Source organism: Streptomyces sp. NPDC036984, assembly GCF_055607665.1.
The window spans coordinates 221882-244709 of sequence record NZ_JBVJRL010000007.1; the positions used below are offsets into that span (position 1 = coordinate 221882).

22 protein-coding genes and 3 pseudogenes are annotated in these 22828 nt (G+C 72.9%); 13 read left to right on the plus strand and 12 right to left on the minus strand.

From position 1 onward, the window contains the following. The gene (locus ACZ7DL_RS16255) at positions 1-555 is read left to right on the plus strand and encodes a methylated-DNA--[protein]-cysteine S-methyltransferase (protein ID WP_470774809.1); all 555 of its coding nucleotides are present in this window, start codon (positions 1-3) and stop codon (positions 553-555) included. Between the two features lie 16 nt (positions 556-571). Here the strand turns inward: ACZ7DL_RS16255 and ACZ7DL_RS16260 are convergent, their stop codons facing one another. Continuing rightward, positions 572-1003 (minus strand): VOC family protein, encoded by a 432-nt coding sequence (locus tag ACZ7DL_RS16260; protein WP_470774810.1) that lies wholly within the window; start codon positions 1001-1003, stop codon positions 572-574. A gap of 99 nt (positions 1004-1102) precedes the next feature. On the opposite strand from ACZ7DL_RS16260, the gene ACZ7DL_RS16265 reads away from it, so the two are divergent. Both ACZ7DL_RS16265 and ACZ7DL_RS16270 read left to right on the plus strand, forming a co-directional pair. Then, on the plus strand, positions 1103-2011 hold the full coding sequence (locus ACZ7DL_RS16265; protein ID WP_470774811.1) for a pseudouridine-5'-phosphate glycosidase: 909 nt from the start codon (positions 1103-1105) through the stop codon (positions 2009-2011). Beyond that, positions 1996-2931, plus strand: a complete 936-nt coding sequence (locus tag ACZ7DL_RS16270; RefSeq protein WP_470774812.1) for a carbohydrate kinase family protein — start codon at positions 1996-1998, stop codon at positions 2929-2931. Before ACZ7DL_RS16265 ends, ACZ7DL_RS16270 begins: the two co-directional genes overlap by 16 nt. A 158-nt stretch (positions 2932-3089) precedes the next feature. On the opposite strand, the gene ACZ7DL_RS16275 is transcribed toward ACZ7DL_RS16270, so the two are convergent. Next, positions 3090-3884 carry a methyltransferase gene (locus ACZ7DL_RS16275; RefSeq protein ID WP_470774813.1) on the minus strand — a complete coding sequence of 265 codons (795 nt, stop codon included), beginning with the start codon at positions 3882-3884 and terminating at the stop codon, positions 3090-3092. Between the two features lie 176 nt (positions 3885-4060). Here ACZ7DL_RS16275 and corA point away from each other — a divergent pair, with 176 nt between their 5' ends. After that, entirely contained in the window at positions 4061-5188 is a 1128-nt protein-coding gene (corA, locus tag ACZ7DL_RS16280) for a magnesium/cobalt transporter CorA (protein ID WP_470774814.1), read from the plus strand. Between the two features lie 63 nt (positions 5189-5251). On the opposite strand, the gene ACZ7DL_RS16285 is transcribed toward corA, so the two are convergent. After that, positions 5252-5665, minus strand: a complete 414-nt coding sequence (locus ACZ7DL_RS16285) for a PPOX class F420-dependent oxidoreductase (protein WP_470774815.1) — start codon at positions 5663-5665, stop codon at positions 5252-5254. A 94-nt stretch (positions 5666-5759) separates the two neighbouring features. After that, positions 5760-6401: a nucleoside/nucleotide kinase family protein gene (locus ACZ7DL_RS16290; RefSeq protein ID WP_470774816.1), complete on the minus strand. Its 642-nt coding sequence runs from the start codon at positions 6399-6401 to the stop codon at positions 5760-5762. A gap of 169 nt (positions 6402-6570) precedes the next feature. Here ACZ7DL_RS16290 and ACZ7DL_RS16295 point away from each other — a divergent pair, with 169 nt between their 5' ends. The 3 genes from ACZ7DL_RS16295 to ACZ7DL_RS16305 all read left to right on the plus strand — a co-directional run bounded on the left by ACZ7DL_RS16295 (position 6571) and on the right by ACZ7DL_RS16305 (position 9430). Next, positions 6571-7266 carry a DUF2293 domain-containing protein gene (locus ACZ7DL_RS16295; RefSeq protein ID WP_470774817.1) on the plus strand — a complete coding sequence of 232 codons (696 nt, stop codon included), beginning with the start codon at positions 6571-6573 and terminating at the stop codon, positions 7264-7266. A gap of 53 nt (positions 7267-7319) precedes the next feature. Next, entirely contained in the window at positions 7320-7799 is a 480-nt protein-coding gene (locus tag ACZ7DL_RS16300; protein WP_470774921.1) for an anthrone oxygenase family protein, read from the plus strand. A 143-nt stretch (positions 7800-7942) separates the two neighbouring features. Next, a complete protein-coding gene (locus ACZ7DL_RS16305; RefSeq protein ID WP_470774818.1) occupies positions 7943-9430 on the plus strand; it encodes a glutamate synthase subunit beta in 1488 nt (495 codons plus the stop codon). 53 nt (positions 9431-9483) lie between these two features. Here the strand turns inward: ACZ7DL_RS16305 and ACZ7DL_RS16310 are convergent, their stop codons facing one another. After that, positions 9484-10005, minus strand: coding sequence for a carboxymuconolactone decarboxylase family protein (locus tag ACZ7DL_RS16310; RefSeq protein WP_470774819.1), 522 nt, complete (start codon positions 10003-10005; stop codon positions 9484-9486). A gap of 47 nt (positions 10006-10052) precedes the next feature. On the opposite strand from ACZ7DL_RS16310, the gene pdxR reads away from it, so the two are divergent. After that, the gene (gene pdxR / locus ACZ7DL_RS16315) at positions 10053-11492 is read left to right on the plus strand and encodes a MocR-like pyridoxine biosynthesis transcription factor PdxR (protein ID WP_470774820.1); all 1440 of its coding nucleotides are present in this window, start codon (positions 10053-10055) and stop codon (positions 11490-11492) included. 557 nt (positions 11493-12049) lie between these two features. Here the strand turns inward: pdxR and ACZ7DL_RS16320 are convergent. Together ACZ7DL_RS16320 and ACZ7DL_RS16325 are read right to left on the minus strand one after the other, a co-directional pair. After that, on the minus strand, positions 12050-12304 hold the full coding sequence (locus ACZ7DL_RS16320) for a DUF397 domain-containing protein (protein ID WP_067042896.1): 255 nt from the start codon (positions 12302-12304) through the stop codon (positions 12050-12052). Then, on the minus strand, positions 12305-13165 hold the full coding sequence (locus tag ACZ7DL_RS16325) for a helix-turn-helix domain-containing protein (RefSeq protein ID WP_470774821.1): 861 nt from the start codon (positions 13163-13165) through the stop codon (positions 12305-12307). Positions 13166-13381: 216 nt separating this feature from the next. Between ACZ7DL_RS16325 and ACZ7DL_RS16330 the strand changes: the two are divergent. The 3 genes and pseudogenes from ACZ7DL_RS16330 to ACZ7DL_RS16340 form a co-directional block, all read left to right on the plus strand. Further along, positions 13382-14077, plus strand: a pseudogene (locus tag ACZ7DL_RS16330) (ATP-binding protein); the annotation flags it as partial. Between the two features lie 404 nt (positions 14078-14481). After that, positions 14482-14880 (plus strand): hypothetical protein, encoded by a 399-nt coding sequence (locus ACZ7DL_RS16335; RefSeq protein WP_470774922.1) that lies wholly within the window; start codon positions 14482-14484, stop codon positions 14878-14880. Positions 14881-15256: 376 nt separating this feature from the next. Beyond that, positions 15257-17422: an ABC transporter ATP-binding protein gene (locus ACZ7DL_RS16340; RefSeq protein ID WP_470774822.1), complete on the plus strand. Its 2166-nt coding sequence runs from the start codon at positions 15257-15259 to the stop codon at positions 17420-17422. A 37-nt stretch (positions 17423-17459) separates the two neighbouring features. Here ACZ7DL_RS16340 and ACZ7DL_RS16345 read toward each other — a convergent pair whose 3' ends face one another. The 5 genes and pseudogenes from ACZ7DL_RS16345 to ACZ7DL_RS16365 form a co-directional block, all read right to left on the minus strand. Continuing rightward, positions 17460-17636 (minus strand): hypothetical protein, encoded by a 177-nt coding sequence (locus tag ACZ7DL_RS16345; RefSeq protein ID WP_470774823.1) that lies wholly within the window; start codon positions 17634-17636, stop codon positions 17460-17462. A gap of 174 nt (positions 17637-17810) precedes the next feature. Next, positions 17811-18268 (minus strand): annotated as a pseudogene (locus ACZ7DL_RS16350) (DUF899 family protein); the annotation flags it as partial. Between the two features lie 6 nt (positions 18269-18274). Next, a pseudogene (locus tag ACZ7DL_RS16355) lies at positions 18275-18654 on the minus strand (amidohydrolase family protein); the annotation flags it as partial. A 157-nt stretch (positions 18655-18811) separates the two neighbouring features. After that, entirely contained in the window at positions 18812-20701 is a 1890-nt protein-coding gene (locus tag ACZ7DL_RS16360) for an FUSC family protein (protein ID WP_470774824.1), read from the minus strand. 146 nt (positions 20702-20847) lie between these two features. Further along, positions 20848-21615 (minus strand): nucleotidyltransferase domain-containing protein, encoded by a 768-nt coding sequence (locus ACZ7DL_RS16365; RefSeq protein WP_470774825.1) that lies wholly within the window; start codon positions 21613-21615, stop codon positions 20848-20850. A 196-nt stretch (positions 21616-21811) separates the two neighbouring features. Between ACZ7DL_RS16365 and ACZ7DL_RS16370 the strand changes: the two genes are divergently transcribed. After that, entirely contained in the window at positions 21812-22231 is a 420-nt protein-coding gene (locus ACZ7DL_RS16370) for a RidA family protein (protein WP_470774826.1), read from the plus strand. Beyond that, positions 22228-22683, plus strand: a complete 456-nt coding sequence (locus ACZ7DL_RS16375) for a GNAT family N-acetyltransferase (RefSeq protein WP_470774827.1) — start codon at positions 22228-22230, stop codon at positions 22681-22683. Before ACZ7DL_RS16370 ends, ACZ7DL_RS16375 begins: the two co-directional genes overlap by 4 nt. The last annotated feature ends 145 nt before the right edge of the window (positions 22684-22828 follow it).

Below are 22828 nucleotides of genomic sequence, written 5' to 3' on the forward strand. Positions count from 1 at the left end.
ATGGACAGCCATGGGCAGGACGAGCAGCGGGTCGCGTGGGCCGTCATCGGCACGGACATCGGCCCGCTGATGCTGGCGGCGACCGGCGAGGGCCTGGTCAACGTCGTCTTCCACGCCTCGGACGCGGTGCGCGACCGGGCGCTGGAGCGGCTCGCCGACCGGCTGGGCGGCGAGCCTGTGGAGGATCCTGACTCGCCCCTGCTGGCGGAGGCGATACGCCAGGTACGGGCCTACTTCGCGGGTGAGCGGCACGACTTCGACCTGCCGCTGGACTGGTCGCTGATCTCCGGGTTCAACCGACAGGTACTGCGCGAGCTGGCGTCCGGTGTGCCGTACGGCACCGTGGTGGGGTACGGAGATCTGGCGGGGCGGGTCGGGCAGCCCGGTGGGGCGCAGGCGGTCGGTGCGGCGATGGGCGCCAATCCGCTGCCGGTGGTGGTGCCGTGCCACCGGGTGGTGGAGAGCGATGGTGGCATCGGCGGTTTCGGTGGCGGGCTGGAGGCCAAGCGGAAGCTGCTCGCCCTGGAGGGTGTGCTGCCCGAGCCGCTGTTCTGACCGGTTCCCGACGCGGCTAGTCGTCGTAGTGCCGGGCCTCGAAGATGTTGCCGTCGGGGTCGCGGAAGTAGAAGCTGCGCGTTGCGTTGCCGCGGGCGCCCGACGCGCCGTGGTCGATGTGCGAGACGGGGAGGCCGTGTTCCTCGAGGCGGGCGCGCAGGGCGTCGAAGGCGTCGGCCGGCAGGGACAGACAGATGTGGTTGACGGGGTGGCCCGCGCTGCCGGCCGAGCCCGGCAGCATGCGCATGCGTTCGGCCATGGTGTGCGGGGCGAGGTCGAGGATGGTCTCCTCGTTGATGCGTACGGACGGGAAGGACACCTTCCCCTCGGCGAACTCCGCGACCTTGATCGGCTCAAGCCCGACGACCGTCTCGTAGAAGCCGGCTGCGGCGAGTGGGTCGGCCACCCACAGGACGATGTGGTCGAGACGCGTGGTGTTGTTCGTCATGCGGCCCAGGCTGGTGGTCTCCCCCACAGGCCGCAAGCGTTTATTCGTGGTCGGCGGCCGCCAGAGATGAGGGAGGACCGACGGACAGGAGGCGGGCACGTGGTGCTGGTGGTGTCGGAAGAAGTCCGGGAGGCGATCGACGCGCGGCGGCCGGTGGTGGCACTGGAGTCCACGATCATCGCGCACGGCCTGCCCCGCCCGCGCAACCTCCAGGTGGCGCTGGAGTTGGAGGAGGCGGTGCGGCGGGAGGGTGCCGTGCCGGCGACCATCGCCGTGCTCGACGGGCGGCCCCGGGTCGGCCTGGACAAGGAGCAGCTGGAGCGGGTCGCGAACGAGGACGGCATCCGCAAGCTGGGCCACCGTGACCTGCCGCTGGCCGTGGCGGCGGGGGCGAGCGGGGCGACCACCGTGTCGGCGACGGCGCAGCTGGCCGCGCTGGCGGGGGTCCGGGTGTTCGCCACCGGCGGGCTGGGCGGTGTGCACCGGGAGTGGACGGTGAGCCAGGACGAGTCGGCCGACCTGGGGCTGCTCGCGCGCACCAGGATCACGGTGGTGTGCGCCGGGGTGAAGTCGATCCTGGACGTGCCGGCGACGCTGCAGCGGCTGGAGACGCTGGGTGTGGCCGTCGCCGGGTACGGCACGGACCGGTTCCCCGGCTTCTATCTGTCCGACTCGGGGCATCCGGTCGACTGGACGCTGGACACCCCGGAAGAGGTCGCCGCCGTCATGCGCGCCCAGGACGCGCTGGACGCGCCGGCGTCGGCGCTGATCGTCGCCCATCCCGTCCCGGAGGCCGAACAACTCGATCCCGAGGTGCATACGCGCGTGCTCTCCGACGCGCTGCGGACCTGCGCGGAGCAGGGTGTCACCGGGCAGGCGGTGACACCGTTCCTGCTCGACTACCTGGTCAGGCACACGGACGGTGCCTCGCTGAGCGCCAACCTGGCGGCGGTGCGCGGCAACGTACGACTGGCCGCGCGGATCGCCACGGCGTGGACCAGGGGGTGACCGGGGACCGGAGCGGAGCGCTGCTGGTCGTCGGGGACGTGGTCACGGACGTGGTCGCCCGGCACCGGGGCCCGCTCGCGGGCGGCACCGACACGGCCGCCGTGATCCGGGCGCTGCCGGGCGGCGCGGGCGCCAACGTGGCCTGCTGGGCCGCGCACGCGGGGTGCGCCGACGTACGGCTGCTGGGGCGGGTGGGCGCGGATGCCGCCGCGTGGCACGAGCGGGAGCTGGTCGCGGCCGGGGTGCGGCCGCGGCTGGTGGTGGATCCGGAGGCGGCGACCGGGACGGTGATCTGTCTCGTCGACGCGTGCGCGGCGGCCGAGCGGACGTTCCTGACGGACAGCGGGGCGTCCCTGCGGCTCAGCCCCGCCGACTGGTCGGACGCGCTGCTCGACGGGGTGGCCCGGCTGCATCTGTCGGGTTATCTGCTGTTCACGGAGCCGAGCCGGGCGCTCGCCGAGACGGCGCTCGCGGCGGCACGCGCGCGCGGTGTGCCGGTCAGCCTTGACCCGGCCTCGGCCGGCTTCCTGGTGCAGCTGGGGGTGGGCCGTTTCCTGGCGTTCGCGGAGGGGCTGGACCTGCTGCTGCCCAGCCGGGACGAGGCGTGCCTGCTGACCGGGCTGCCGGATCCGGCGGAAGCGGCGGCCAAGTTGAGCCGACTCGTGCCGCTGGTGGTGGCCAAGGCGGGTGCGGACGGGGCGCTGCTGGCACGTTCGGGCACCGTAGTGGCCCGGGTCCCGGCCGTACCGGCGACGCCTCGCGACACCACGGGTGCGGGTGACGCCTTCACCGGCGCGTTCCTCGCCGCCCTGCTCGCGGGCGCCACCCCGCGGGAGGCGGCGGCCCGTGGCTGCCGGGCGGGCGGGGAGGCGGTGAGCCGGGTGGGCGGCAGACCACCGCATGCGGACACCGGGGGTTAGCTGGCAGGAAGACCGCCGGCGCCGGTTGCAGCCCTTCGCCGGGCCGCAACGGCCGGCCGGCGGTCGCTGAAACGTTCCGGATCGGCAGGCGGCTCACAGGTCCGGCCAGCCTGCCGTGGAAACGGTCCAACACGACCTCGCATGCCCGGATCCGGGACCTACCCCTTCCTGCCCCACGCCGAGATCATCGGTGCGGTGGCCAAGTCCATGGTGCCGGCCTCCACGTTGGCCAGGTGCTGGTCGATCTCCGCGTCGGTGGCCAGGCCGGCGGCGACGAGGCGGTCACGGATCTGACGGACCGTCGCGGCCTCCAGGGCGGTGCAGGCGGGCGAAGTCACGGGAAAATACGCGTCGGCCTGCACGTCGTGCAGCCCGGCCTCCCGGAGCAGTCGGGGAAGTTTACGGCCGTAGGACAGGTCGGCGCCGCGGTCGGCGAGCAGCTTGCGGAAGCCTTGGCGCAGCCGGTTGGCGAGCCGCTCCTCGGGGCCGTTTTCGTCGGGGCAGGTCAGGGGCTGGAGGGCGGGGTCGGCGTCCTCGATGAGCAGTCGTCCGCCGGGGCGCAGGGACTTGATCACGGACCGCAACGCGCGTTCCCGGTCGGATACATGGACGAGGACTAGCCGGGCGTGGACGAGGTCGAAGCCCTCCCCCGGCGGCTCCTCGGTGCCCACGTCGTGGGTGCGGATGTGCACCGGCGGGCGGGCCGCGGCGGTGAGTCGCGTGGTGTCGATGTCGGTGGCGACGACCTGACCGGCCGGCCCCACCCTCTCGGCGAGCCAGGAGACGACGGAGGTGCCACCGGCCCCGACTTCCCAGCAGCGCCAGCCGGGTTCGATGCCCAGTCCTTCGAGGTGCCGGAAGGTCGTGGGGTCGAAGAGAGCGGTGAAGGCGTCGAAGCGTTCGCCGGCCTCGTTCTGCCGGTTGTCCAGGAGATACCCGTCGGATCGCGTCATGCGCCGATCATGACAGTCACCCGGTTTGTCCCGGCCGGCCGACCCTTCGTCCACAGGCGGGAACCAAGCGGAACTCCCCGTTCCCACAGGCTTGCCCATCCTTTGCGGGGGACTGGCAGACTTGCGGGGCAAGGCGCGGAAGCGTTGCGCGCGGGGATCCACGCAAGGAGATCCAGATGTCCATGGCAGGGAATCTGCGGAAGGTCACGGGGCTGGGCAGGGTCGGCGGCCTGCGCAAGGTGGCGCGGCTGGCCCGGCGCCGGCCGCGCGTGGACCTGAGCCATCCCGCCAGGTCCCCGCTGGGCTCGTCGGTGGTGAACTGCGTGACGTATCAGGACGGGGTGCGGGTGCCGGGGTGCACCGACCTGGCGGACGCCGTACGGCTGGTGCGCAAGAGCGGTGACGGCTTCGTCTGGCTGGGGCTGCACGAGCCGACGGAACGTGAGTTCGCGGGTGTCGCCGAGCTGTTCGACCTGCATCCGCTGGCGGTGGAGGACGCGGTCGAGGCGCATCAGCGGCCGAAGCTGGAGCACTATGGGAACACGCTCTTCGCGGTGTTCAAGACCGTCTGTTACGTGGAGCACGAACAGCTGACGGCGACCAGCGAGGTCGTGGACACCGGAGAGATCATGGTGTTCGTCGGCGAGGACTTCGTGATCACGGTGCGGCACGGCCGACATGGTTCGCTGGGCCCGCTGCGTGAGGAGCTGGAGGGGGATCCGCACCAACTCGCCAAGGGGCCGGCGGCGGTGTTGCACGCGATCGCCGACCATGTGGTCGACGACTATCTGAGCGTGACGGACGCGGTGCAGGCCGATATCGACCAGGTCGAGACGGAGGTGTTCTCGGAGAACGGCGCGCGTCTCGATCCAGGCCGTATCTACCAGATGAAGCGTGAACTGCTGGAGCTGAAGCGGGCGGTGGTGCCGCTGGGCCGCCCGGTGGAGGAGCTGGCCACCCGGCCGATACGGGTCGTCGCTCCGGAGATACAGGCCTATTTCCGGGATGTGCTCGACCATCTGATCCGGGCCAAGGAACAGATCGCCGCGTTCGACGAACTGCTCAACTCCATCCTCCAGGCGCATCTCGCGCAGGTGACGGTCGCGCAGAACGAGGACATGCGGAAGATCACGGCGTGGGCCGCGGTGGTCGCCGTTCCGACGATGGTGTGCGGGGTGTACGGCATGAACTTCGATCACATGCCGGAACTGCACTGGCGGTTCGGCTATCCGCTGATCATGGGCGTGATGGCGGCGGCGTGTCTGGTGCTGTACCGGGGCTTCCGGCGTAACGGCTGGCTCTGAGCGCCGAAGCGTTGGGGCGCGGGCGCCCCTCGACAGCCGGCCGGACTCGGCCGGTACGCCGGGTCACGCCGAGAAGGACACGGCCTTCTGCGGGACGATCCTGATGATCACACGGATCTCGTCCTCCTTCTCGGCCGGCGGGTCGACGCCGAGGTACTTGTGCGACAGCTCGTACGGGAGCCGCTTGCCCTCGTCCGGCAGGATCTCGGCGACACCCCGGATCTCGGCCGAGTGATAGGGGTTCGCCAGGTCGAAGACGGAGAGGCTGATGCGCGGGTCGCGGCGGAGGTTGCGGACCTTCTGGCGGCGGTCGACGGACGAGAAGAGCACGCGGTCGCCCTCGCGTTTGATCCAGACCACGGAGTTCTGCGGGGCGCCGTCGGGGCCGAGGGTGGCGACGCTGGCGAAGTTCTTGCCGTCCAGCAGAGCGCGGAGGGATTCGTCGAACGTGACCGGAGCAGCCGGTGAGGTCGTCATGAACACCACCCTAGTTACATGCACGCGCATATAAAAGGGGCTGTCTGAATCTCCCTGCCGACTTTCCCGGCCCGGTCTCCGGGCGCGCGTCCGGTCAGCCGCTCCAGGCGGGGTGGCGCGGGTCGTCGGCGCGAACCAGGACGTCCGCCGTTCCGGCCGGGTCGGTCTCGGCCTCGTAGCGTTCGAAGGCGGGGAGGGTCCAGTGGTCGGCCTCGGGGGTACGGCGGCGCAGGGCACCCGGGGAGAGAAGGAGGTGAATGGTCAGGTCGAAGGGGAACCAGTGACGCAGCAGGAGGGGGCCGTGGAGCAACAGGATTCCCCGGGGCGGGAGTTGGACGTACGGGCTGCGGGTGGCCCGGTCCGTGGCCGGGTCCCACAGGTCGGGCAGGACCCGCCCGCTGCCTCCGGGTTCGAGCGGGCCGAAGACCTCGCGCCACAGGGCGCCCGTGTCGAACCATCCGCCGTAGTACGACTCCGCGTCACGCCGCCCGTGCTCCAGGCGCAGGGAGGCGGGGCGCAGGAACCCCTCGGTGCCGATCACAAGCGAGGGCCGGCCGCGCACCCGCAGCGCTTCCCCGACACGCGCGGCGAGATCTCCGGGATGAGCGGCGGGGGCCCCGTCGAAGCCGACGCGCGGCCAGGCCCCGCCGTCGTCCGGCGCCACACCGGCCAGCCGGTCGGCGAGCTGCTCGGCGAGCCGGTCCCAGGTGATCGCTTCGAGTCGCACAGCGCCCATGATGCCGGGTGCGCCGGGCAGGGGGCGAGGTCGGTCAGGCGTGGGTGCGGCCGCGCGGCGGGCGGCGAGGGCAAGAACAGGAGGAGTGCGGGACGGAGGAGGGCCGGTGGACGAGGAGGAGACGTAGGCGGCGTGGGAGGCGTGGGCGGTGACGGGGAAAGTACCGCGTATGGCGCTTCCCGCAACCCCCCACTCCCCCGGGCGGCTTGTCGTCATCCAGCCGCTGAAGCAGAAGCGGTGTGCCGGCTGCCGGCGCGGTCCGCTGTCGCTGCTCGTGCTGGAGGACGGAGCACCGCGGTGCCTGGACTGTGCCGACCTCGGGCACCTGGTGTTCCTGCCGCGCGGCGACACGGCCCTGACCCGCAGGTCGCGGGAGGAGAGCACGCTGTCGGTGGTCGTGGTGCGGTTCAACCGGCGCAAGAGCCGTTACGAACGCCAGGGCGTGCTCGTGGAGGAGGCCGCGCTGGCCCGGGCCGAGGCCCGGTGTCTGGCGGATGCGGAGGCGCGGCGTCGGCGGCGGGCGCGGGACGCGCGGCGCAGGGCGGCGGAGGACGAGCGGTTCGCGGCGGCGTTCACAGCCGAGATCCTCCGGCTGTTCCCCGGGTGTCCGGTCGAGCGGGCCCGGTCGATCGCGGCCCACGCGTCGGTGCGGGGCAGCGGGCGGGTCGGGCGCAGTGCGGCCGGGCGGGCGTTGTCCGAGGGGGCGGTGATCTCGGCGGTCGTGGCAGGCGTACGGCATGTGGACACGCCGTACGACGAGCTGCTGATGAGCGGGGTACCGCGGCATGAGGCACGGCGCCGCATCGCACCGGTCGTGGAGAGCGTGCTGCGGGCGTGGCAGGGGGTAGGGGAGGACGCGGGTTGAGAAGACGGAGGAGACCAGACTCGGGCGGTCTCGGACCGGATGGGGGCGTGGAGATGATCGACGGGCCGTTCTTCGTGCTGGTCGTGGCGGGAATTCTCGGGACCGGGCTGGTGGCCGGCGTCTTCTGCGGGTTCTCGACGTTCGTGATGCGGGGGCTCGCGGCGCTGCCGCCCGCGCAGGGTGTCGCGGCGATGAACGCGATCAATGTCGCCGCGGTGCGGCCCGCCTTCATGACGGTGTTCATGGGATCGGCGGTGCTGAGCGTGCTGATAGCGGTGGTGACGTTCGTGGTGTGGCCGGGCGAGGGGAAGGTGGAGCTGCTGCTGGGCAGCGCGCTGTACCTGGCCGGCTCGTTCGGGCTGACGGTGGTCGCGAACGTGCCCCGCAACGACCGGCTGGCCCGGCTCACCCCGGGTGCGCCGGAGGCCGCCGTGTACTGGCCGGCGTACGTGCGCGAGTGGACGTTCTGGAACCACGTCCGGACCGTCGCCTCCGCCGCGGCGGCCCTCGTCTACATCGTGGCGCTCACCTGACCCCCTACCCCCGCAGAAAGCGCTGTCCGCCACTCTGCGCGGCCGCCCGAGCGGACGTATCGTGGCCGGAAGAGTGCCGCCCGATGACGAACGGCCTGTCGTACACCCGGTGCCTTCGGTGCCCGTACGCGAGGAAGACGCCCATGGCCGATCCCAAGGGGTTCATGACCACGCCGCGCCAGGAGTGGCCGCGGCGGCCCGTCGAGGAGCGGGTGCGGGACTGGGACGAGGTGTATGTCCCGGGAGCGCTGCTGCCCATCATCAGCAAGCAGGCCGACCGCTGCATGGACTGCGGTGTCCCGTTCTGCCACCAGGCCTGCCCGCTGGGCAATCTCATTCCCGAGTGGAACGACCTGGTGTCGCGGGAGGACTGGCGGGCCGCGAGCGACCGGCTGCACGCCACCAACAACTTCCCCGAGTTCACCGGGCGGCTGTGTCCGGCACCGTGCGAGGCGGGGTGTGTGCTGGCGATCAACCAGCCGGCCGTCACGATCAAGAACGTCGAGTGCGCGATCGCCGACAAGGCGTGGGAGGAGGGCTTCACGCCCGCCCGGCCGCCGGAGCGGCTGACCGGGAAGACGGTCGCGGTCATCGGCTCCGGGCCGACCGGGCTCGCCGCGGCACAGCAGCTGACCCGGGCCGGGCACACGGTCGCGGTGTTCGAGAAGGACGACCGGATCGGCGGGCTGATGCGGTACGGCATCCCCGAGTTCAAGATGGAGAAGCGGCATCTGGAGCGGCGCATCGAGCAGATGCGGGCCGAGGGGACGAAGTTCCGTACGTCGACGGTGGTCGGCCGGGACGTTCCGGCGGCGGAACTGCGCACCCGGTACGACGCGGTGGTGATCGCGACGGGTGCGACGGCGTGGCGGGAACTCCCGGTGCCGGGCCGGACGTTGAAGGGGATACACCAGGCGATGGAGTATCTGCCGCTGGCCAATCGGGTGTGTGAGGGGGATCTGGAGGTTTCGCCGCTGTCGGCCGCCGGAAAGCACGTCGTGATCGTCGGCGGCGGGGACACCGGGGCGGACTGTCTGGGCACCGCGGTGCGCGAGGGGGCCGCGTCCGTGACCCAGCTGGACATCTACGCCCAGCCGGGTGACGAGCGCGACGAGGACACCGAGCCGTGGCCGACGTACCCGAAGATCTACCGGCTGTCGGCCGCGCACGAGGAGGCGCGGGAGCTGCGTACGGCGCCGGCGGCGGATGCGGACGCGCGGCTGTTCGCGGCGTCCACGCTCCGTTTCACCGGGGACGAGAGGGGGTGGGTGCGGTCACTGCATCTGGTGGAGGTGGACGAGCGGCGGGCTCCGGTGCCGGATACCGGGCGGGCGCTCCCCGCCGACCTCGTGCTGCTCGCCCTCGGTTTCTCCGGGCCCGACCAGGAGGACGGCCTGTGCGAGCAGTTGGGGCTGGCGCTTCAGCCGCGCGGCACGATCGCCCGGGACGACGGCTTCGCGACCAACGTCCCCGGGGTGTTCGTCGCGGGAGACGCGGCGCGCGGGCAGTCGCTCATCGTGTGGGCGATCGCGGAGGGCCGGGCGGTCGCGGCGGCCGTCGACCGGTATCTGACGGGCAGTTCCCGGCTCCCGGCCCCGATCGCCCCGACGGACCGGCCGATGGTGGCCTGAGACGCGGTCCGCGGGAGCCGCTGGGTACCGGGGATCGGGTGTCGGCGGAATCGTCAGCCGGTGCGCTCGTCCGTGCCCGCCACCTTGCCCGTCGCCAGGGCCACGCGGTTCCACGTGTTGATGGTGAGGATCAGGGCGAGGACCCGGGCCAGTTCCCCTTCCTCGAAGTGGGCGGCGGCCTCGGCGTAGACGGAGTCGGGGACGCCGCCGTCGGCGACCAGGGTCACCGCCTCCGTCAGCGCGAGGGCGGCCTGCTCCTTGGGGGTGAAGAAGTGGCGGGCCTCGCGCCAGACGGCGACCATGTGGAGCCGGTCCTCGCTCTCGCCGGCCTTGCGGGCGTCGTTGGTGTGCATGTGCAGGCAGTAGGCGCAGTGGTTGAGATGGGAGGCGCGGATCTGGATCAGTTCGACGAGGGCCGGGTCGAGGCCCTCGCGGGCGGCGGCGTCGAAGCCGATGATCGAGCGGAAGACCTTCGGCGCGGCCTTCGCGAAGTCCAGGCGGGTGCGGGCGCTCTCGGCGGCGGCGATTCCGGCGGTGCGGTTGCTGGTCGGGGCGGTGTGCGTGTGCGTCGTCATGTGGATCAACCTAGGGGCCGGAAAGACCGGTTGTAGGGTGCATTTCCATGACGGAATCGTGGGTCAATTCCGCGGAGCGGATCGGCGCCGACCTGCATCTGGAGCTGTCCGGGCCGGGTGGGCGCCGGGCCGCGCTGATCCGGGCGCTGCGAGAGGCCGTGCGCAGCGGACGGTTGGCGCCGGGCACCCGGCTGCCGCCGTACCGGTCGCTCGCCGCGGACCTGGGCGTGGCCCGCAACACGGTGGCCGACGCCTACGCGGAGCTGGTCGCCGAAGGCTGGCTGACCGCACGGCAAGGGTCGGGGACCCGGGTCGCAGAGCGTGCCGAGCCACTGCGGCAGGCCGTACGGACGCCCGTGAAGGTGCCTCTGCGCGCGCGGGGGCCGCGGCACGATCTGCGGCAGGGCACGCCGGACGCGTCGGCCTTTCCGCGCGCGGCCTGGTCGGCCTCCTACCGACGGGCGCTGGAGGCGGCGCCCAGCGAGGCGTTCGGGCCGGGTGACCCGGCCGGGCGCCGGGAACTGCGGGAGACGCTGACCGAGTACCTGGCACGCGCGCGGGGGGTGCGTACCGAGCCGGACCGGATCGTGATCTGCTCGGGGTTCGCGCACGCGCTGCGGCTCCTCTTCGGCCGAGGCGCGGGGGACGGACCGGCCGCAGGCGGGGTGCTGCGCGGTCCGCTCGGCGTGGAGGCGTACGGGCTGGGCTTCCACCGGGAACTGCTCGCTGCGGCCGGCGTGCGCACCGTAGCGCTGCCGCTGGACGAGCACGGTGCACGGGTGGACGCGCTCGGGCGGGAGCGGGCGGTGCTGCTGACGCCCGCGCACCAGTTCCCGACCGGCGGCCCGCTGCACCCGGAACGCCGGGCGGCCGTCATCGACTGGGCACGCGCGCGTGGGGCGGTGGTGCTGGAGGACGACTACGACGGCGAGTTCCGGTACGACCGCCGGCCCGTCGGTGCGCTTCAGGGTCTCGATCCGGAGCGGGTGATCCACATCGGGTCGGTCAGCAAGAGCCTGTCACCGGCGCTGCGGCTGGGCTGGATGGTTCTGCCGCAGCGGTATGTGGAGCCGGTACTGGCGGCGAAGGGCGAGCGGGAGGGGTGGGCGAGCGTCCTGGACCAGCTCGCTCTCGCGGACTTCGTCGCCTGTGGGTCGTACGACCGTCATGTGCGCCGTATGCGGCAGCGGTACCGGCGCCGGCGTGACCGGCTCGTCGCCGCGCTCGCCGCGCACGCGCCGCACATCGAGGTGACGGGCATCGCGGCCGGGCTGCACGCGGTGCTGCGGCTGCCGCCCGGAACGGAGCGGTCGACGGTGCAGGCCGCCGCGTGGCAGAGCGTCGCCCTCGACGGGCTCGCCGCCTTCCGGCATCCGCAGAGCCCGACGGAGGCGGGCGACGGCCTGGTGGTGGGCTACGCGGCCCCCGGCGAGCACGCCTACGGGGCGGCGCTGGAGGCGCTGTGCGAGGTGCTGCCGCCGGGGTGACTGCCCGAGACGGGCCGGCGGGGGTGACTCTCCGAGACGGGCCGGCAGGAGGGATGTCCGAGACGGGCCGGCCGGGGTGACTTCTGCGTCAGGCCGGCCGGGGGGGGAGGCCCCGGGACCGGTTCGGAGGGCGGTTCAGAGATCGAGGGTCGGCGGCGGTGACGTGACACTCGCGTGCCGATGGCCGGCACCCGACCGGCCCTCGGCATTGATCCGCCCGACCGGGAGCATGACCGGCCGCCCGGAGGGGTAGCGAGTACCTGCGGCGGAAGGAGCCGCTGCCTGCGCACCTGAACCGTGACCACCGTAAACGCGGCGCACGTGCACCGCAGCCGAATAGGGGCGGGCGTGTCTACGGCTTGCGCGCCACCGCCGTGTATCCCGGGCTGCCCGCCGCCTTGGCCCGGCACCGGCCCCCGGCGCGGGGCCCGTTGGCCATCGGGTGCCGTCCGGCCGTGCGGCACTCCGCAGGCGTCGGACATGTTGGATGATCAAGCCACTGTCACCAAAAACAAGTTGAGCAAGAGACAAAAACGCCGTCGCAGAACCCGGCGAGTTCATGACAGCAGGAAGTCGGCCTCCCCCGCCTTGGCGCCCTCGATGAACGCGGTCATCTCGTCCATGGTGTAGATCAGCGCGGGCCCGTCCGGATCGGTCGACTGGCGCACGGCGATCCGGCCGTCGGCCAGCTTCATCGCCTCCAGGCAGTTACCGCCGTTGCCGCCGCTCCAGGGCTTGTGCCACCCCTCGCTGCCCAACTCCCGCGCGGGCATGCCGTTGTAGACGTGTCCGCGCGGCTTGATGCGATCCATTCACAGCTCCTTGCGGAGATCCCGGAGGATCTCCTTCGTGCGTTGTGCCGTAGCGGCCTGCGCCGCCATGCGGTCCATGACCTCCAGGTGGGTCGCCACCTCGGTGCGTGCGTCCAGATAGACGGCGCCGGTCAGATACTCGCTGTAGACCATGTCCGGCAGTTCTGACATGGCAAATCGGAACAGCACGAAGGGCCCGTACGTGCCCGGGTGCGGCCCGTTGGCGAACGGCGCGACCTGGAGCGTCACATGGGGCATCTTCATGGCCTCGAGCAACTTGTCGATCTGTGCACGCATCACCTCCGGGCCGCCGACCGGGCGGCGCAGGGCGGTCTCGTCCATCACCGCCCAGAAGCGGGGGGCGTCGGGCCGGGCGAGCAGTTCCTGGCGTTGCATGCGCAGCGCCACATGCCGCTCGATGTCGTCCGGGCTCGTCTGGCCGATGGCGCCGGATTTCAGCACCCCGCGCGCGTAGTCCTCGGTTTGCAGCAGGCCGGGGACGAAGTGCGGCTCATAGGAGCGGATGAGGCTGGCCGCGCCTTCCAGGCTGACGTACATCGAGAACCAGCCCGGCAGGATGTCGTGGAACCGCTGCCACCAGCCCGGCCTGTTCGCCTCCTCGGCCAGCTGGACGAAGATCTCGGCCTCGCCGTCGGGCACGCCGTACGCCTTCAACAGCAGCTGGACATACGGGATTTTGAGGGCGACCTCGGCCATCTCCATGCGGCGGACGGTGGCGGGGGCCACGTGGAGGACGCGGGCGGCTTCCTCTCGCTTGAGTCCGGCGCGTTCCCGCAGGTCCAGCAGGCGCCGGCCGAGGACCACCTGGCCCACCGTCGGCGCGGACCGCGGTTCGCTCACGCTCCCACCTCCACCGAAAGCCTCCACCGAAAAGTTTCCTGACAGCCCTACGGCGCCATTCGAAGGTTCATTCGAAGACCGAGACGGACTTCGACGACTCCAATTGGCGCCGCGCTACGTGCTGTTGCGAGCAGTGTGCCACGGCCTCTGACCGAGTCACACAGCACTCTGCATTTTTCAGAGTGACTCTTGCCAAGTGTCCGCGCCGGGGAGATAGTGGCAGACGTGATTCCGTCCGCGCCCTTAGGAACAGACGCCGCCGCAGACCGCCCCGGTCTCGGCGCCGATGGGGGTTCCCCCGCTCGAACGTTTTCGAGAGTGGGGGAAGGAACAGTTCCCCACGGGGGCGCTGCCGAGCGCCGGTTCCGCTTCGAGCTGGCCGCGCATCCCGGTTCCGCCGCCCAGGCGAGACGTCTGGCGCGTGCCCGGCTGTCCGGCTGGTCGGTCTGCGCGGACACCTGCGACAACGCGGCCCTGGTCATATCCGAGCTGGTCACCAACGCGATCGTGCACACGGCGAGCAGCCGGGTCGTGTGCGAGCTGCACGACCACGACGACATGGTGCGCATAGCCGTACGCGACGAGGGCTGTGCTCCTGGTGAACCCCACCCGTCTCCGCAGCGACCCGATGAGGAGCACGGGAGGGGGTTGCTTCTCGTCGACGCGCTGTGCCGGGCCTGGGGGGCCCAGGAGCACGGTCCCGGCCTGCTGGTCTGGGCCGAGCTGCCCCGCCAGAACGACACCGCCCCGGACACCGCCGGGCCGTGCAACGACCTGGGCTGGGGCGCCCGCCCCAAGCCGGGCCGTCCGGACGACTCCGACGCGGACCGGCCTGCGGAGGCGACCGGGCGGACACCGGAGCAGTGCCGGCGGGAGGAGCCGGGGCCGCGCGCGGGCGGGGCCGCGGAGTGGCTCTGGTACGGGGCCGCGGACGTGCAGGACGACGGGGACCGGCACGCACACCGAGGCGACGGTGAGCGGCAGCACGCACGCCGAGAGGACTTCGCCGACCGGCAGGGCCAGGCCACCGCGGGCTCGGCCGGGCATGCCGGCGCAGGGCAGCACGGGCCGGTGGCAGTGGAGCACCACCGGCATCCGACCGCGGGGCAGCCGCTGCGCCGGTCACCCGAGCAGCACCGGCACACGTCGCATTCCGAGCAGCACCCGCACGGGACGCATCCCGAGCAGCACCGCCGCGCGGGACACCCGGACCAGCACCGGCACATGCCGCCGGAGCAGCACCTTCGCGAGGAGCGGCCGTGACTCGCGGCGAGGCCGACCGCCCGGCCGGCACCGGTGCCGGCCTTGAGCACGTCATGGGCCTGGACACCCTGGTGCGTCTCCAGCGCCGGCGGCCGGCCCCGGAACCGGTCCGCCGGCTGCCGGTGCCGGACGGCATGACGGCTCCGCTCGGCTGTGACGCCGTGGCCGTACCGGACCGCCTCGGTCCGCTCGTCGCCCCGCTGCTGCCGCGGGTGGGATGCGTGTACGCCGACGGCTCCCACTGGTGGTGGATCGTTCCGTCGGACTCGGACTTCGCCCTGCCCTGGCCGTCCCCGGCCCACTACGCCGTCGGCGCCCTGGTCACCGGCACCGTCCGGCTGATCCACCGCCCGCAGGACACGGTTCCGTACACCCCGCCGATCCCGCTGTACCTGGCGTTGTGCCGTGTGACGGGGACGACTCCGGACTGGTCGCAGGCCGTCTCGGCGTAACCACAGCACTCGGCTCGGCCGGGGCCCCACGGAGGGAACTCCGCGACCGGGGCACACCCGGGCAAGCGGCGCTGCTCCGGAGCCGCGCCGATGCGGGCGAAGGCGCGCCCAGCCGAGCAACGAGCCGCATCCCCGAGAGCGGAGCCACACCCTCCGGCAGCGGTGCCCACGTCTTCCGACGAACGAGCCGCACACCCCGCCGACAACCGAGCCGCACACCCCGGAAAGGCAATCCGCTCACCCCCGCCGGACGAACCGCACCCCTCCCCCCGTCACCCCGCGCTCCCTCCGCGCCCTCGATGCATCCCCTCACGCCCTGCCGGGCCGCCGCCCCGGCCGCGATAGTGGCCGTTCCGTCGGGGTTCGGGAGGTCACGGTGAGGAAGAGACGGGAGGCGGCCGAGCCTGTGGTGTCGGCGTCCGAGCGGCTGCTGTTCGGCGGGCCGCTGCGATACGACATGGGCTGGAACCAGCACGCGGACGCCTTCCTGGCGCTGAGCTTCCGGGCGATGATGGTCCGGCTGCCCGGCATGCTGGGGTCCAGTCTCCGGCTGGCCCGGCAGGCCGACGCGGGGGCCGCGCGGGTGGTGCTGGCCGCCGAGATGGGCCGGGGCGCGGCCCAGGCGGTGAGCCTGCTGGCCGTGAACAACGCGCTCGGCAAGCTTCTCACCGGCCCGGACATCGCACAGCGGCTGCGCTCGGCCGCCCCCGCCCTCGTCGTGATGGCCGCCGTCATGATGGTCGCCGCGCTGCTGCGGGCCGCCTCCACCTACGCCACCGGACGGCTGGAGCCCAAGGTGGAGCGGGTGGCGACCGAGCTGTACCTGGAGCGCGCGGCCAACGTCGAACTGGCCGCGATCGAGGACCACGCCTTCCACAAACTGCTGGACACGGCCCAGTACGGCGCCCGGTCCGCGCGGCACATGATCGGCTACAGCACCCGGGTGATCAACGCGATGATCTCGCTGGTCGCCGCGGCGGGCGTGCTCACCGTGCTGCATCCGGCGCTGCTGCCGCTGCTGGTCACCATGACCCTGCCCAGCGCCTGGAGCGCGCTGACCAACGCCCGGCGCCACTACGAGTCCTTCCACACCTGGGTGCAGCACGCCCGGGCCGGCCAGCTGATCAGCTCGCTGCTCACCGAGCCGGCCGCCGCCCCCGAGATCCGGGTGCACGGCGTGGGGCCGTTCCTGCTGCGCCATTTCCGGGCCATGTCCGAGACCGCGGAGGCGGAACAGGCCCGGCTGTCCCGGCTGGCCGCCCGGACCGGTCTGATCGCCGCCGCCTGGACGGGTCTCGCGACACTCGCCACGTACGCGACGCTGGGCGCGCTGCTGCTGGCGGGCGCGATGGCCCTGTCGGTGGCCGGTACGGCGGTGATCGCGATCCGTACGGGTGCGGCGAGCCTGGACACGCTGGTGCTGGAGATCAACCAGCTGCACGAGGAGGCCCTGTTCGTGGGCGATCTCCAGCGCATGTACGCAGCGGCGGCCGAGCGGGCCATCCCGACGGGCGGCGAGCCGCTGCCGGAGGACCCGAAGGAGATCCGCTTCGAGAACGTCACCTTCAGCTACCCGCGCGACGCGCATCCCGGTGACGCGTATCCAGGTGATACGCACGCCGGTGACGCGTATCCAGGTGACACACATCCCGGTGACACACATTCAGGTGACACGCATCCGGGGGACGCGCACCCACGTGACGCATCACCCCGTGCCACCGCGTGCCCCGCTCGCACCGCGCGCCCCGCCCTCGACGACGTCACCCTCACCCTTCCCCTCGGCCGGATCATCGCGCTCGTCGGGGAGAACGGCTCGGGCAAGACCACGCTGGTCAAGCTGCTCGCGGGGCTGTACACGCCGGACCGGGGCCGGATCCTGTGGGACGGCGTGGACGCCGCGCGTGCCGACCGGCGGCTGCTGGCCGAGCGCATCGCCATGGTGGCCCAGGACTTCAAGCGCTGGCCGTTCACCGCCCGGGTGAACGTGGCCGTCGGCCGCTCCGCCGCGCCCATGACCGAGGAACGCCTGGCCGCGTCGATCGCGGAGGCGGGTGCCGAGGAGGTGGTGGCGGATCTGCCGCGCGGCCTGGACACCCTGCTGGCCCGGAACTTCAGCGGCGGGCACGAGCTGTCCGGCGGCCAGTGGCAGCGGCTCGGCATCGCCCGGGCCGCCTACCGGCGCGGAAGCATCCTGATCGTGGACGAGCCGACGGCGGCACTGGACGCGCGGGCCGAGCTGGAGGTGTTCGAGAAGATCCGGGCACTGGCGGGCAGCGGGCAGACGGTTGTCCTGATCACCCACCGGCTGGCCTCGGTCCGGCACGCCGACCTGGTCCATGTGCTGGAGCACGGACGCCTGGTCGAGTCCGGCACCCCGGAGGAACTGCTGGCCAGGGGCGGTGTCTACGCCGAGCTGTACACGCTCCAGGCAGAGCAGTTCACGGCGAGGGTACCGGCACCGCAGGAGGCACCCACGAGACATCCGGAACCCGCGCCGAAGGCACTCACGAGCCACCCGGACCCCACGCCGAAGCCGGCCTGAGCCGATCGCGCAGCCCCATGCCGGTGCCCGCGCCGGTTCACTCGGCGGCCTCGCCCCCGCGGACGATCACCAGGAACATGTCCGTCGCGAGGTCCATGACGACCTCGGCGGGCATGCCTTCCAGACGCCGCGCGTGCGCGAACTCCTCCGCGGGCCAGGAGCCCCGCGGACCACCGGCGGGAAAGCGCTCGAGCACCGTTCGCCCGTTCACCATCTCGCACCTCCAGGAAGCGTCGTACGTATAGGAGTTAACGCCCTGGAGAGGGGAAACGCCTCGCTCGGTGACGCGACTGAGACATTACCGACACGGGTTCGGGGCGGACGGTGAGGGTCCGTTCACCTTGTGACATGAACCGCACGCTCCGTGTCAGCAGTCGTACACGTCGTGTCAGAAGTCGTACTCGTCGTGAAGGCGGAGCCGGTCGCTGCCCGCGGGGCTGCGGCCGAGCGCGGTCAGGTCCAGCAGCGCGGCGGCGGTGCCCAGTCCGTCCAGCCCGTCGTCGTACACCGAGTAGGTGTGGAAGACCCTGTCGTGGTCGCGCAGGAAGCAGCTGACGCCGGGTCGCTCCACGAGATCCCCGCCCGACTCGACCGTGCCTCGAGGCCGCGGTTGAAGTCGCTGAGGCAGGAGGAGTACCAGGGCGCCGCCCAGCCCATCCGCGCCTTGAACGGCAGGATGCGGGTGAACGGCGCCCGGGAGACGGCCGCGAAGGAGGTGTTCCGGGCGCGCAGGTGGGCGAGATGGCCGACCTGGTCGGGGAAGGCCGCGCAGCATGCGCAGCCGGTCTCCCACTCCGGCGTGAACATGAAGTGGTGGACGACGAGCTGGGCCCGCCCCTCGAAGAGGACGGGGCCGTCCGTGGCGAGGCCGACGGGGACGCCGGCCGCGCGCAGGGCCCGTACCGGAGTGGTCGTCGGTCAGGCGAACACGAGGTAGCCGCGGGGCGCGGTGGCCACAGCTGTACGGCCGCCCGTGCGTTCCAGCAGTGGAAGGTCCGTGCCACGATGCCGGTGCCGTGGGCGATGAGCAGGTCGGTGTCCAGCAGCCCGGTGCGGTCCAGGATCTCGACGGGGGTGCGGCCGTGCCGGGCGAGGCTGGTGTCGGTCTGGTCGCGGTTCTCGGCGGCGTGGATGTGGACGGGCAGGCCGTGCTCGGCGGCGACGGCGGCGACCGTGTCCACATCTGGCGCACCGGGTGATGGAGGCCGGCACCGGCCTGCCCGCCGGCCCCGCACCCCGGCTGCCGTCGGTCGGCCCGGACCCGGCGCAACGGCGGGACACACTCGGCTCGGACCGCGCGCCGGTCCGGATCCGGATCGCGGCCTGGCGGCACGGCTGCACGGCGGCGCCGGCAGTACGTGCGGACACGGCTGTGCGGTCCGCGCGCGGCTACGCGGCGGCCGGCACCGGTACCCGTACGCCCTGCCGCTCCAGCTCCCCCAGCGCCTCCCGCAGCTGGTGGAGGTGCCGTGGGGTGAGCCGGCCGGTGTCGTCGAGGTGCACGGCGCAGGCCGTGGTGGTGTCGACGAGCCGTTCCAGTGCCTCGGCGACGGCGTCCGTGCCCGCCGTGTGCCGGGCGAGCGCGGGCAGTTCGGCGGCGGCGTGCGCGATGGCGGTACGGGCCTCGGCGAGGGTGCGGTACGCCTCCCGGCGCAGCGCCCAGCGCTCGGCGCGGTCGTCGGACTCGCCGAGGACGTGCAGCAGATAGACGTGCGCGGCGCCGCCGGCCGTCGCGAGCCGGTCCCGTACCCCGCCGCCCCGCTCCCCCGGCATCGGCAGATGCCCTACGACCAGCACGAGCGCGCAGGCCAGCAGGGTCTCGCCGATCCGGCTGACCGATGCCTGCGGTTCCCCGCCGGCCATGACCAGGGCGAGGACGAGGACGGTGACGACGGCGGTGAGCGCGGCGAAGTGCCGGACGGCGACGGGGATGAGGGCGCCGCACACCGCCACCAGCACGATCAGCCCCGCCGGGCGGGGCAGCAGCGCGGCGAAGCCGGCGAACAGTACGGCGCCGAGCACGGTCCCGGCGGCCCGGCACAGCACCCGCGAGACCAGCGGACCGAGGTCGGGCTTGACGAGGAAGACGGCGGTGACGGGCAACCAGTACCAGTGCGTGTGCTGTCCGTACCAGCGGGTGTGGTGCAGCGCCTGGGCGATGGCGGCGCTGGCACCGAAGCAGAGGGCGACGCGCAGCCCGTACTCGCGTCCGCCGGCACCGAGCGCGGCCCGCAGCGCGTGCCGGACGTCCCGGCGGCGGCCGAGCAGCCCGCGCGCGGCGCCCTCGCCCCGGTCGAAGGACACGGCGGCGCGCAGCAGGGCGTCGTCCAGGGCGCGCAGGGCGGGGGCCATCGGAGTCGCCCCGCGCGAGCACAGCCGACCGTGCGGGAGGTGGGGTGCGGGCAGTGGGCCGGTGCCGGTGTTGCCGCGGACGGCCGCGGCGAGCCGCCGGGGCCCCTCGGCCGCCCGCGCCGGCACGGGCTCCCCGGCCCAGTAGAGGGCGGTGGCGGCCTCGGCGAGGGGCAGGGCCGCGGCGAACTGGGCGTGCAGCCGGCGCTCGGCCGCGGAGCCGGCGTACGGGCGCAGCCGGGGTCCGGCGAGAGCGTCCTGGGCATGGTCGAGCGCGGCGGTCAGCGCGGCCCGCCGGGCGGTGGCCCGCGCGCCGCCCACGGCCTCGACCAGCGCCGCGATCGCGTCGTACACGTCGGCGACCGCGGCCCGCTCGCCGTCGAACCGGAAGTCCCCGGCGAGCGAACCGGGGGTGGGCAGGGCGAGCCGCAGCACCAGCAGCCAGCCGGCACCGGCCAGAAAGGCCAGGGCCCGCTGCCAGCCGCTCTCGGCCGCCGGCATTCCGGCGCCGATGGCGGCGGTGACGAGCAACTGGGTGCCGGCCGCGGAGGCGACGGGCCCGACGGCGCTGACGCCGCCGGCGACCAGCCCCAGCGCGGTGAGCGCCAGGGTCAGCGGTACGGCGGCCAGCCCCTGTCCCGCGTACGTCCCCACGAGCAGCCCGAGCGCCCCGGCCAGCGCGGGCACCCCGAGTCGCTGCACGGACGCCCGCCGGCTGCCGGGCCGGTCGTTGATCCCCGCGAGCATCGCCCCGATGGCGGCGAGCACCCCGCCGGCCGTGCGCCCGGCGAGCACCCCACCGAGCAGCAACGGCCCGGCGGCTAGCGCTCCCCGGCACACCGCGCTCCAGGGAACGGGACCACGCTGGGCACGAAAGGCATGGGCAAGCCAGGCAGGCACGGCGAACCGGGACACAGGGCTCCTGTTCATACGAGGGCGGATGCGCCTTCGGACGACGGTGGCCGGTGGGCTGTGGGCTGTGGACTGTGGACTGTTTCCACGATAGATCGCGTTCCCCGAGCACAGCGCACGCCCACGTTTCAGGGAGGTGAAAGGTGCCCGGGAGGGCGGGTTCTTTATGAACGCAATGCCCGTTCGATGATCTCCTCCGCTTCGGTCACAGCGTCGGCGAGGGCGCCGGGCTCGGCCCGCAGCGCGCCCACCACCGCGTCGATCCCGCGCAGCCCGGCCCGCTCCAGCAGGCGCTTTTCGTTCGTCACCCATGCGCCGCGGGCCGCGAGGATCGCGTGGGCGGAGTGGGTGGCGGCTGTGGCGAGGGCGCCGGCGGTTTCCGTGAGGCGGCCGTGGGGGGCGTGGTTGGCCTTGGCGTAGGAGAGGGTGGCTCGGGCGGTGCCGGACCAGCGGTCGGCGGCCGTGCGGCGCAGTTTCGGCGGGTATCCGGCCGGGCGCGGCAGTTCGCCCCGCAGTACCCGGTTCAGCGCCAGTTCGGCGACGACCAGGTAGCTGGGGATCCCGGCCAGGTGGAACAGCAGCGGTTCCACCCGGAAGCGGCCCTCCCGCGCCTCCGCGAGTTCCTGTTCGACGACGTCCAGGTCCCGGTAGTGCACGTCGACCCGGCGGCCGTCGACGGTCAGCCAGGCGCCGCCGTTGAACACCCCGCCGCCCCAGCCGCCGATGTCGGAGACCTCGCCCGGCCAGCCGAGGGCGCGCAGGTCGCCCGGGTCGAAGGGGCCGCGGTAGTAGACGGCCAGGTCCCAGTCGCTGTCCGGGCGGTGGGTGCCCTCGGCACGTGAGCCGCCGAGGGCCACGGCCCGGACGGCGGGGAGGGCGGCCAGGCGGTCGGCGGTGTCGGCGAGGAAGTCTGCGTCGGAAGACGGGGGCATGCGCTCAGCCTGGCGTACGCCCGGCGAGGTCGCTTCTGAAATTCCGGGGACGACGGTTCGACAGAGGTCGGGGAACGCGTCATCCGGCTTTCGGGACGCGTCGTCCGGATGCGTGCCCGCGAAATTCGGATGCGCTCGGGGCCGAGGGGCCCGATCATCGGGAGGTCGTCCGTCGAGCCTGGTAGGAGCCGCTTCCGTGATCCGACGCGTCACCGTTCCCGCACTCTTCCCTCCCCCCACCTACTCCCACGCCTCCGTCGTGGAGGCCGGCACGAAGCTGGCGTTCCTCGCCGGGGCGGTGCCGCTCACCGCCGACGGCGAGCTGGCGGGCCCGGGGGACCCGGTACGCCAGGCCGAGCAGGTGATCGCCAACCTGCGCGAACAACTGCACGCGGTCGGCAGCGACATGGAGCATGTGCTCGCGACGGAGGTGTACGTGGTCAGCAGCGAGCCCGCGACGCTGTCCGAGGTGTGGAAGGTGGTCGAGGCGTCCGGCCTGAGCCGGGGGCCGCACTCGTCCACACTGCTCGGCGTCTCGTGTCTCGGGTACACCGGACAGTTGGTGGAGATCACGGCGACGGCCGTGGTGCCGGAGCGGGAAGACGGCGACCGGTGACGGACGCGGTCGCGCTGCGCCGTGCCGTGGCGGCTGACGCCCGCGCCGTCGCCGACGTCTATCTGCGGTCCTTCGACGCCGCGCTGCCGACCGTCGTCCGAGCGCACACCGACGACGACGTCCGGACCTACATCCGGGACGTGGTCGTACCGGCGCGCGAGACCTGGGTGGCGGAGGCGACCGGAACCGGTGTCGTCGGCCTGCTGGTCCTGGACGGGGAGCTGTTGTCCCAGCTGTACCTGGACCCCGGGTGGCGTGGGAGGGGCATCGGCGACCGGTTCGTCGCGCTGGCCAAGGAGCGCAGCCCGGGCGGGCTGACCCTGTGGACCTTCCAGGTCAACAAGCCCGCCCACCGCTTCTACGAGCGCCACGGCTTCACGGCCGTGGAGTTCACCGACGGCAGCGGCAACGAGGAGCGGGAGCCGGACGTCCGTTACATCTGGCGCCCCTGAGCCCCTGAGCCCCTGAACCGAGCGTTCCGGCTTCCCCGGACAGCCGCCGCCCGCCCCCACACCTTCTCGATGGGCAGCGGCTCCCCATAACCACCCGCCCGGCTGGGCGTCAGCCCCAGGCCCACCCGGGACTCCGCGCACTTCA

Coding starts and splice junctions, on each gene's coding strand:
- ACZ7DL_RS16255 (WP_470774809.1), top strand. CDS start 1: ATGGACAGCCATGGGCAGGACGAGCAGCGGGTCGCGTGGGCCGTCATC.
- ACZ7DL_RS16260 (WP_470774810.1), bottom strand. CDS start 1,003: ATGACGAACAACACCACGCGTCTCGACCACATCGTCCTGTGGGTGGCC.
- ACZ7DL_RS16275 (WP_470774813.1), bottom strand. CDS start 3,884: ATGACGCGATCCGACGGGTATCTCCTGGACAACCGGCAGAACGAGGCC.
- corA (WP_470774814.1), top strand. CDS start 4,061: ATGTCCATGGCAGGGAATCTGCGGAAGGTCACGGGGCTGGGCAGGGTC.
- ACZ7DL_RS16285 (WP_470774815.1), bottom strand. CDS start 5,665: ATGACGACCTCACCGGCTGCTCCGGTCACGTTCGACGAATCCCTCCGC.
- ACZ7DL_RS16290 (WP_470774816.1), bottom strand. CDS start 6,401: ATGGGCGCTGTGCGACTCGAAGCGATCACCTGGGACCGGCTCGCCGAG.
- ACZ7DL_RS16295 (WP_470774817.1), top strand. CDS start 6,571: ATGGCGCTTCCCGCAACCCCCCACTCCCCCGGGCGGCTTGTCGTCATC.
- ACZ7DL_RS16300 (WP_470774921.1), top strand. CDS start 7,320: ATGATCGACGGGCCGTTCTTCGTGCTGGTCGTGGCGGGAATTCTCGGG.
- ACZ7DL_RS16305 (WP_470774818.1), top strand. CDS start 7,943: ATGGCCGATCCCAAGGGGTTCATGACCACGCCGCGCCAGGAGTGGCCG.
- ACZ7DL_RS16310 (WP_470774819.1), bottom strand. CDS start 10,005: ATGACGACGCACACGCACACCGCCCCGACCAGCAACCGCACCGCCGGA.
- pdxR (WP_470774820.1), top strand. CDS start 10,053: ATGACGGAATCGTGGGTCAATTCCGCGGAGCGGATCGGCGCCGACCTG.
- ACZ7DL_RS16320 (WP_067042896.1), bottom strand. CDS start 12,304: ATGGATCGCATCAAGCCGCGCGGACACGTCTACAACGGCATGCCCGCG.
- ACZ7DL_RS16335 (WP_470774922.1), top strand. CDS start 14,482: ATGGGCCTGGACACCCTGGTGCGTCTCCAGCGCCGGCGGCCGGCCCCG.
- ACZ7DL_RS16345 (WP_470774823.1), bottom strand. CDS start 17,636: ATGGTGAACGGGCGAACGGTGCTCGAGCGCTTTCCCGCCGGTGGTCCG.
- ACZ7DL_RS16360 (WP_470774824.1), bottom strand. CDS start 20,701: ATGAACAGGAGCCCTGTGTCCCGGTTCGCCGTGCCTGCCTGGCTTGCC.
- ACZ7DL_RS16365 (WP_470774825.1), bottom strand. CDS start 21,615: ATGCCCCCGTCTTCCGACGCAGACTTCCTCGCCGACACCGCCGACCGC.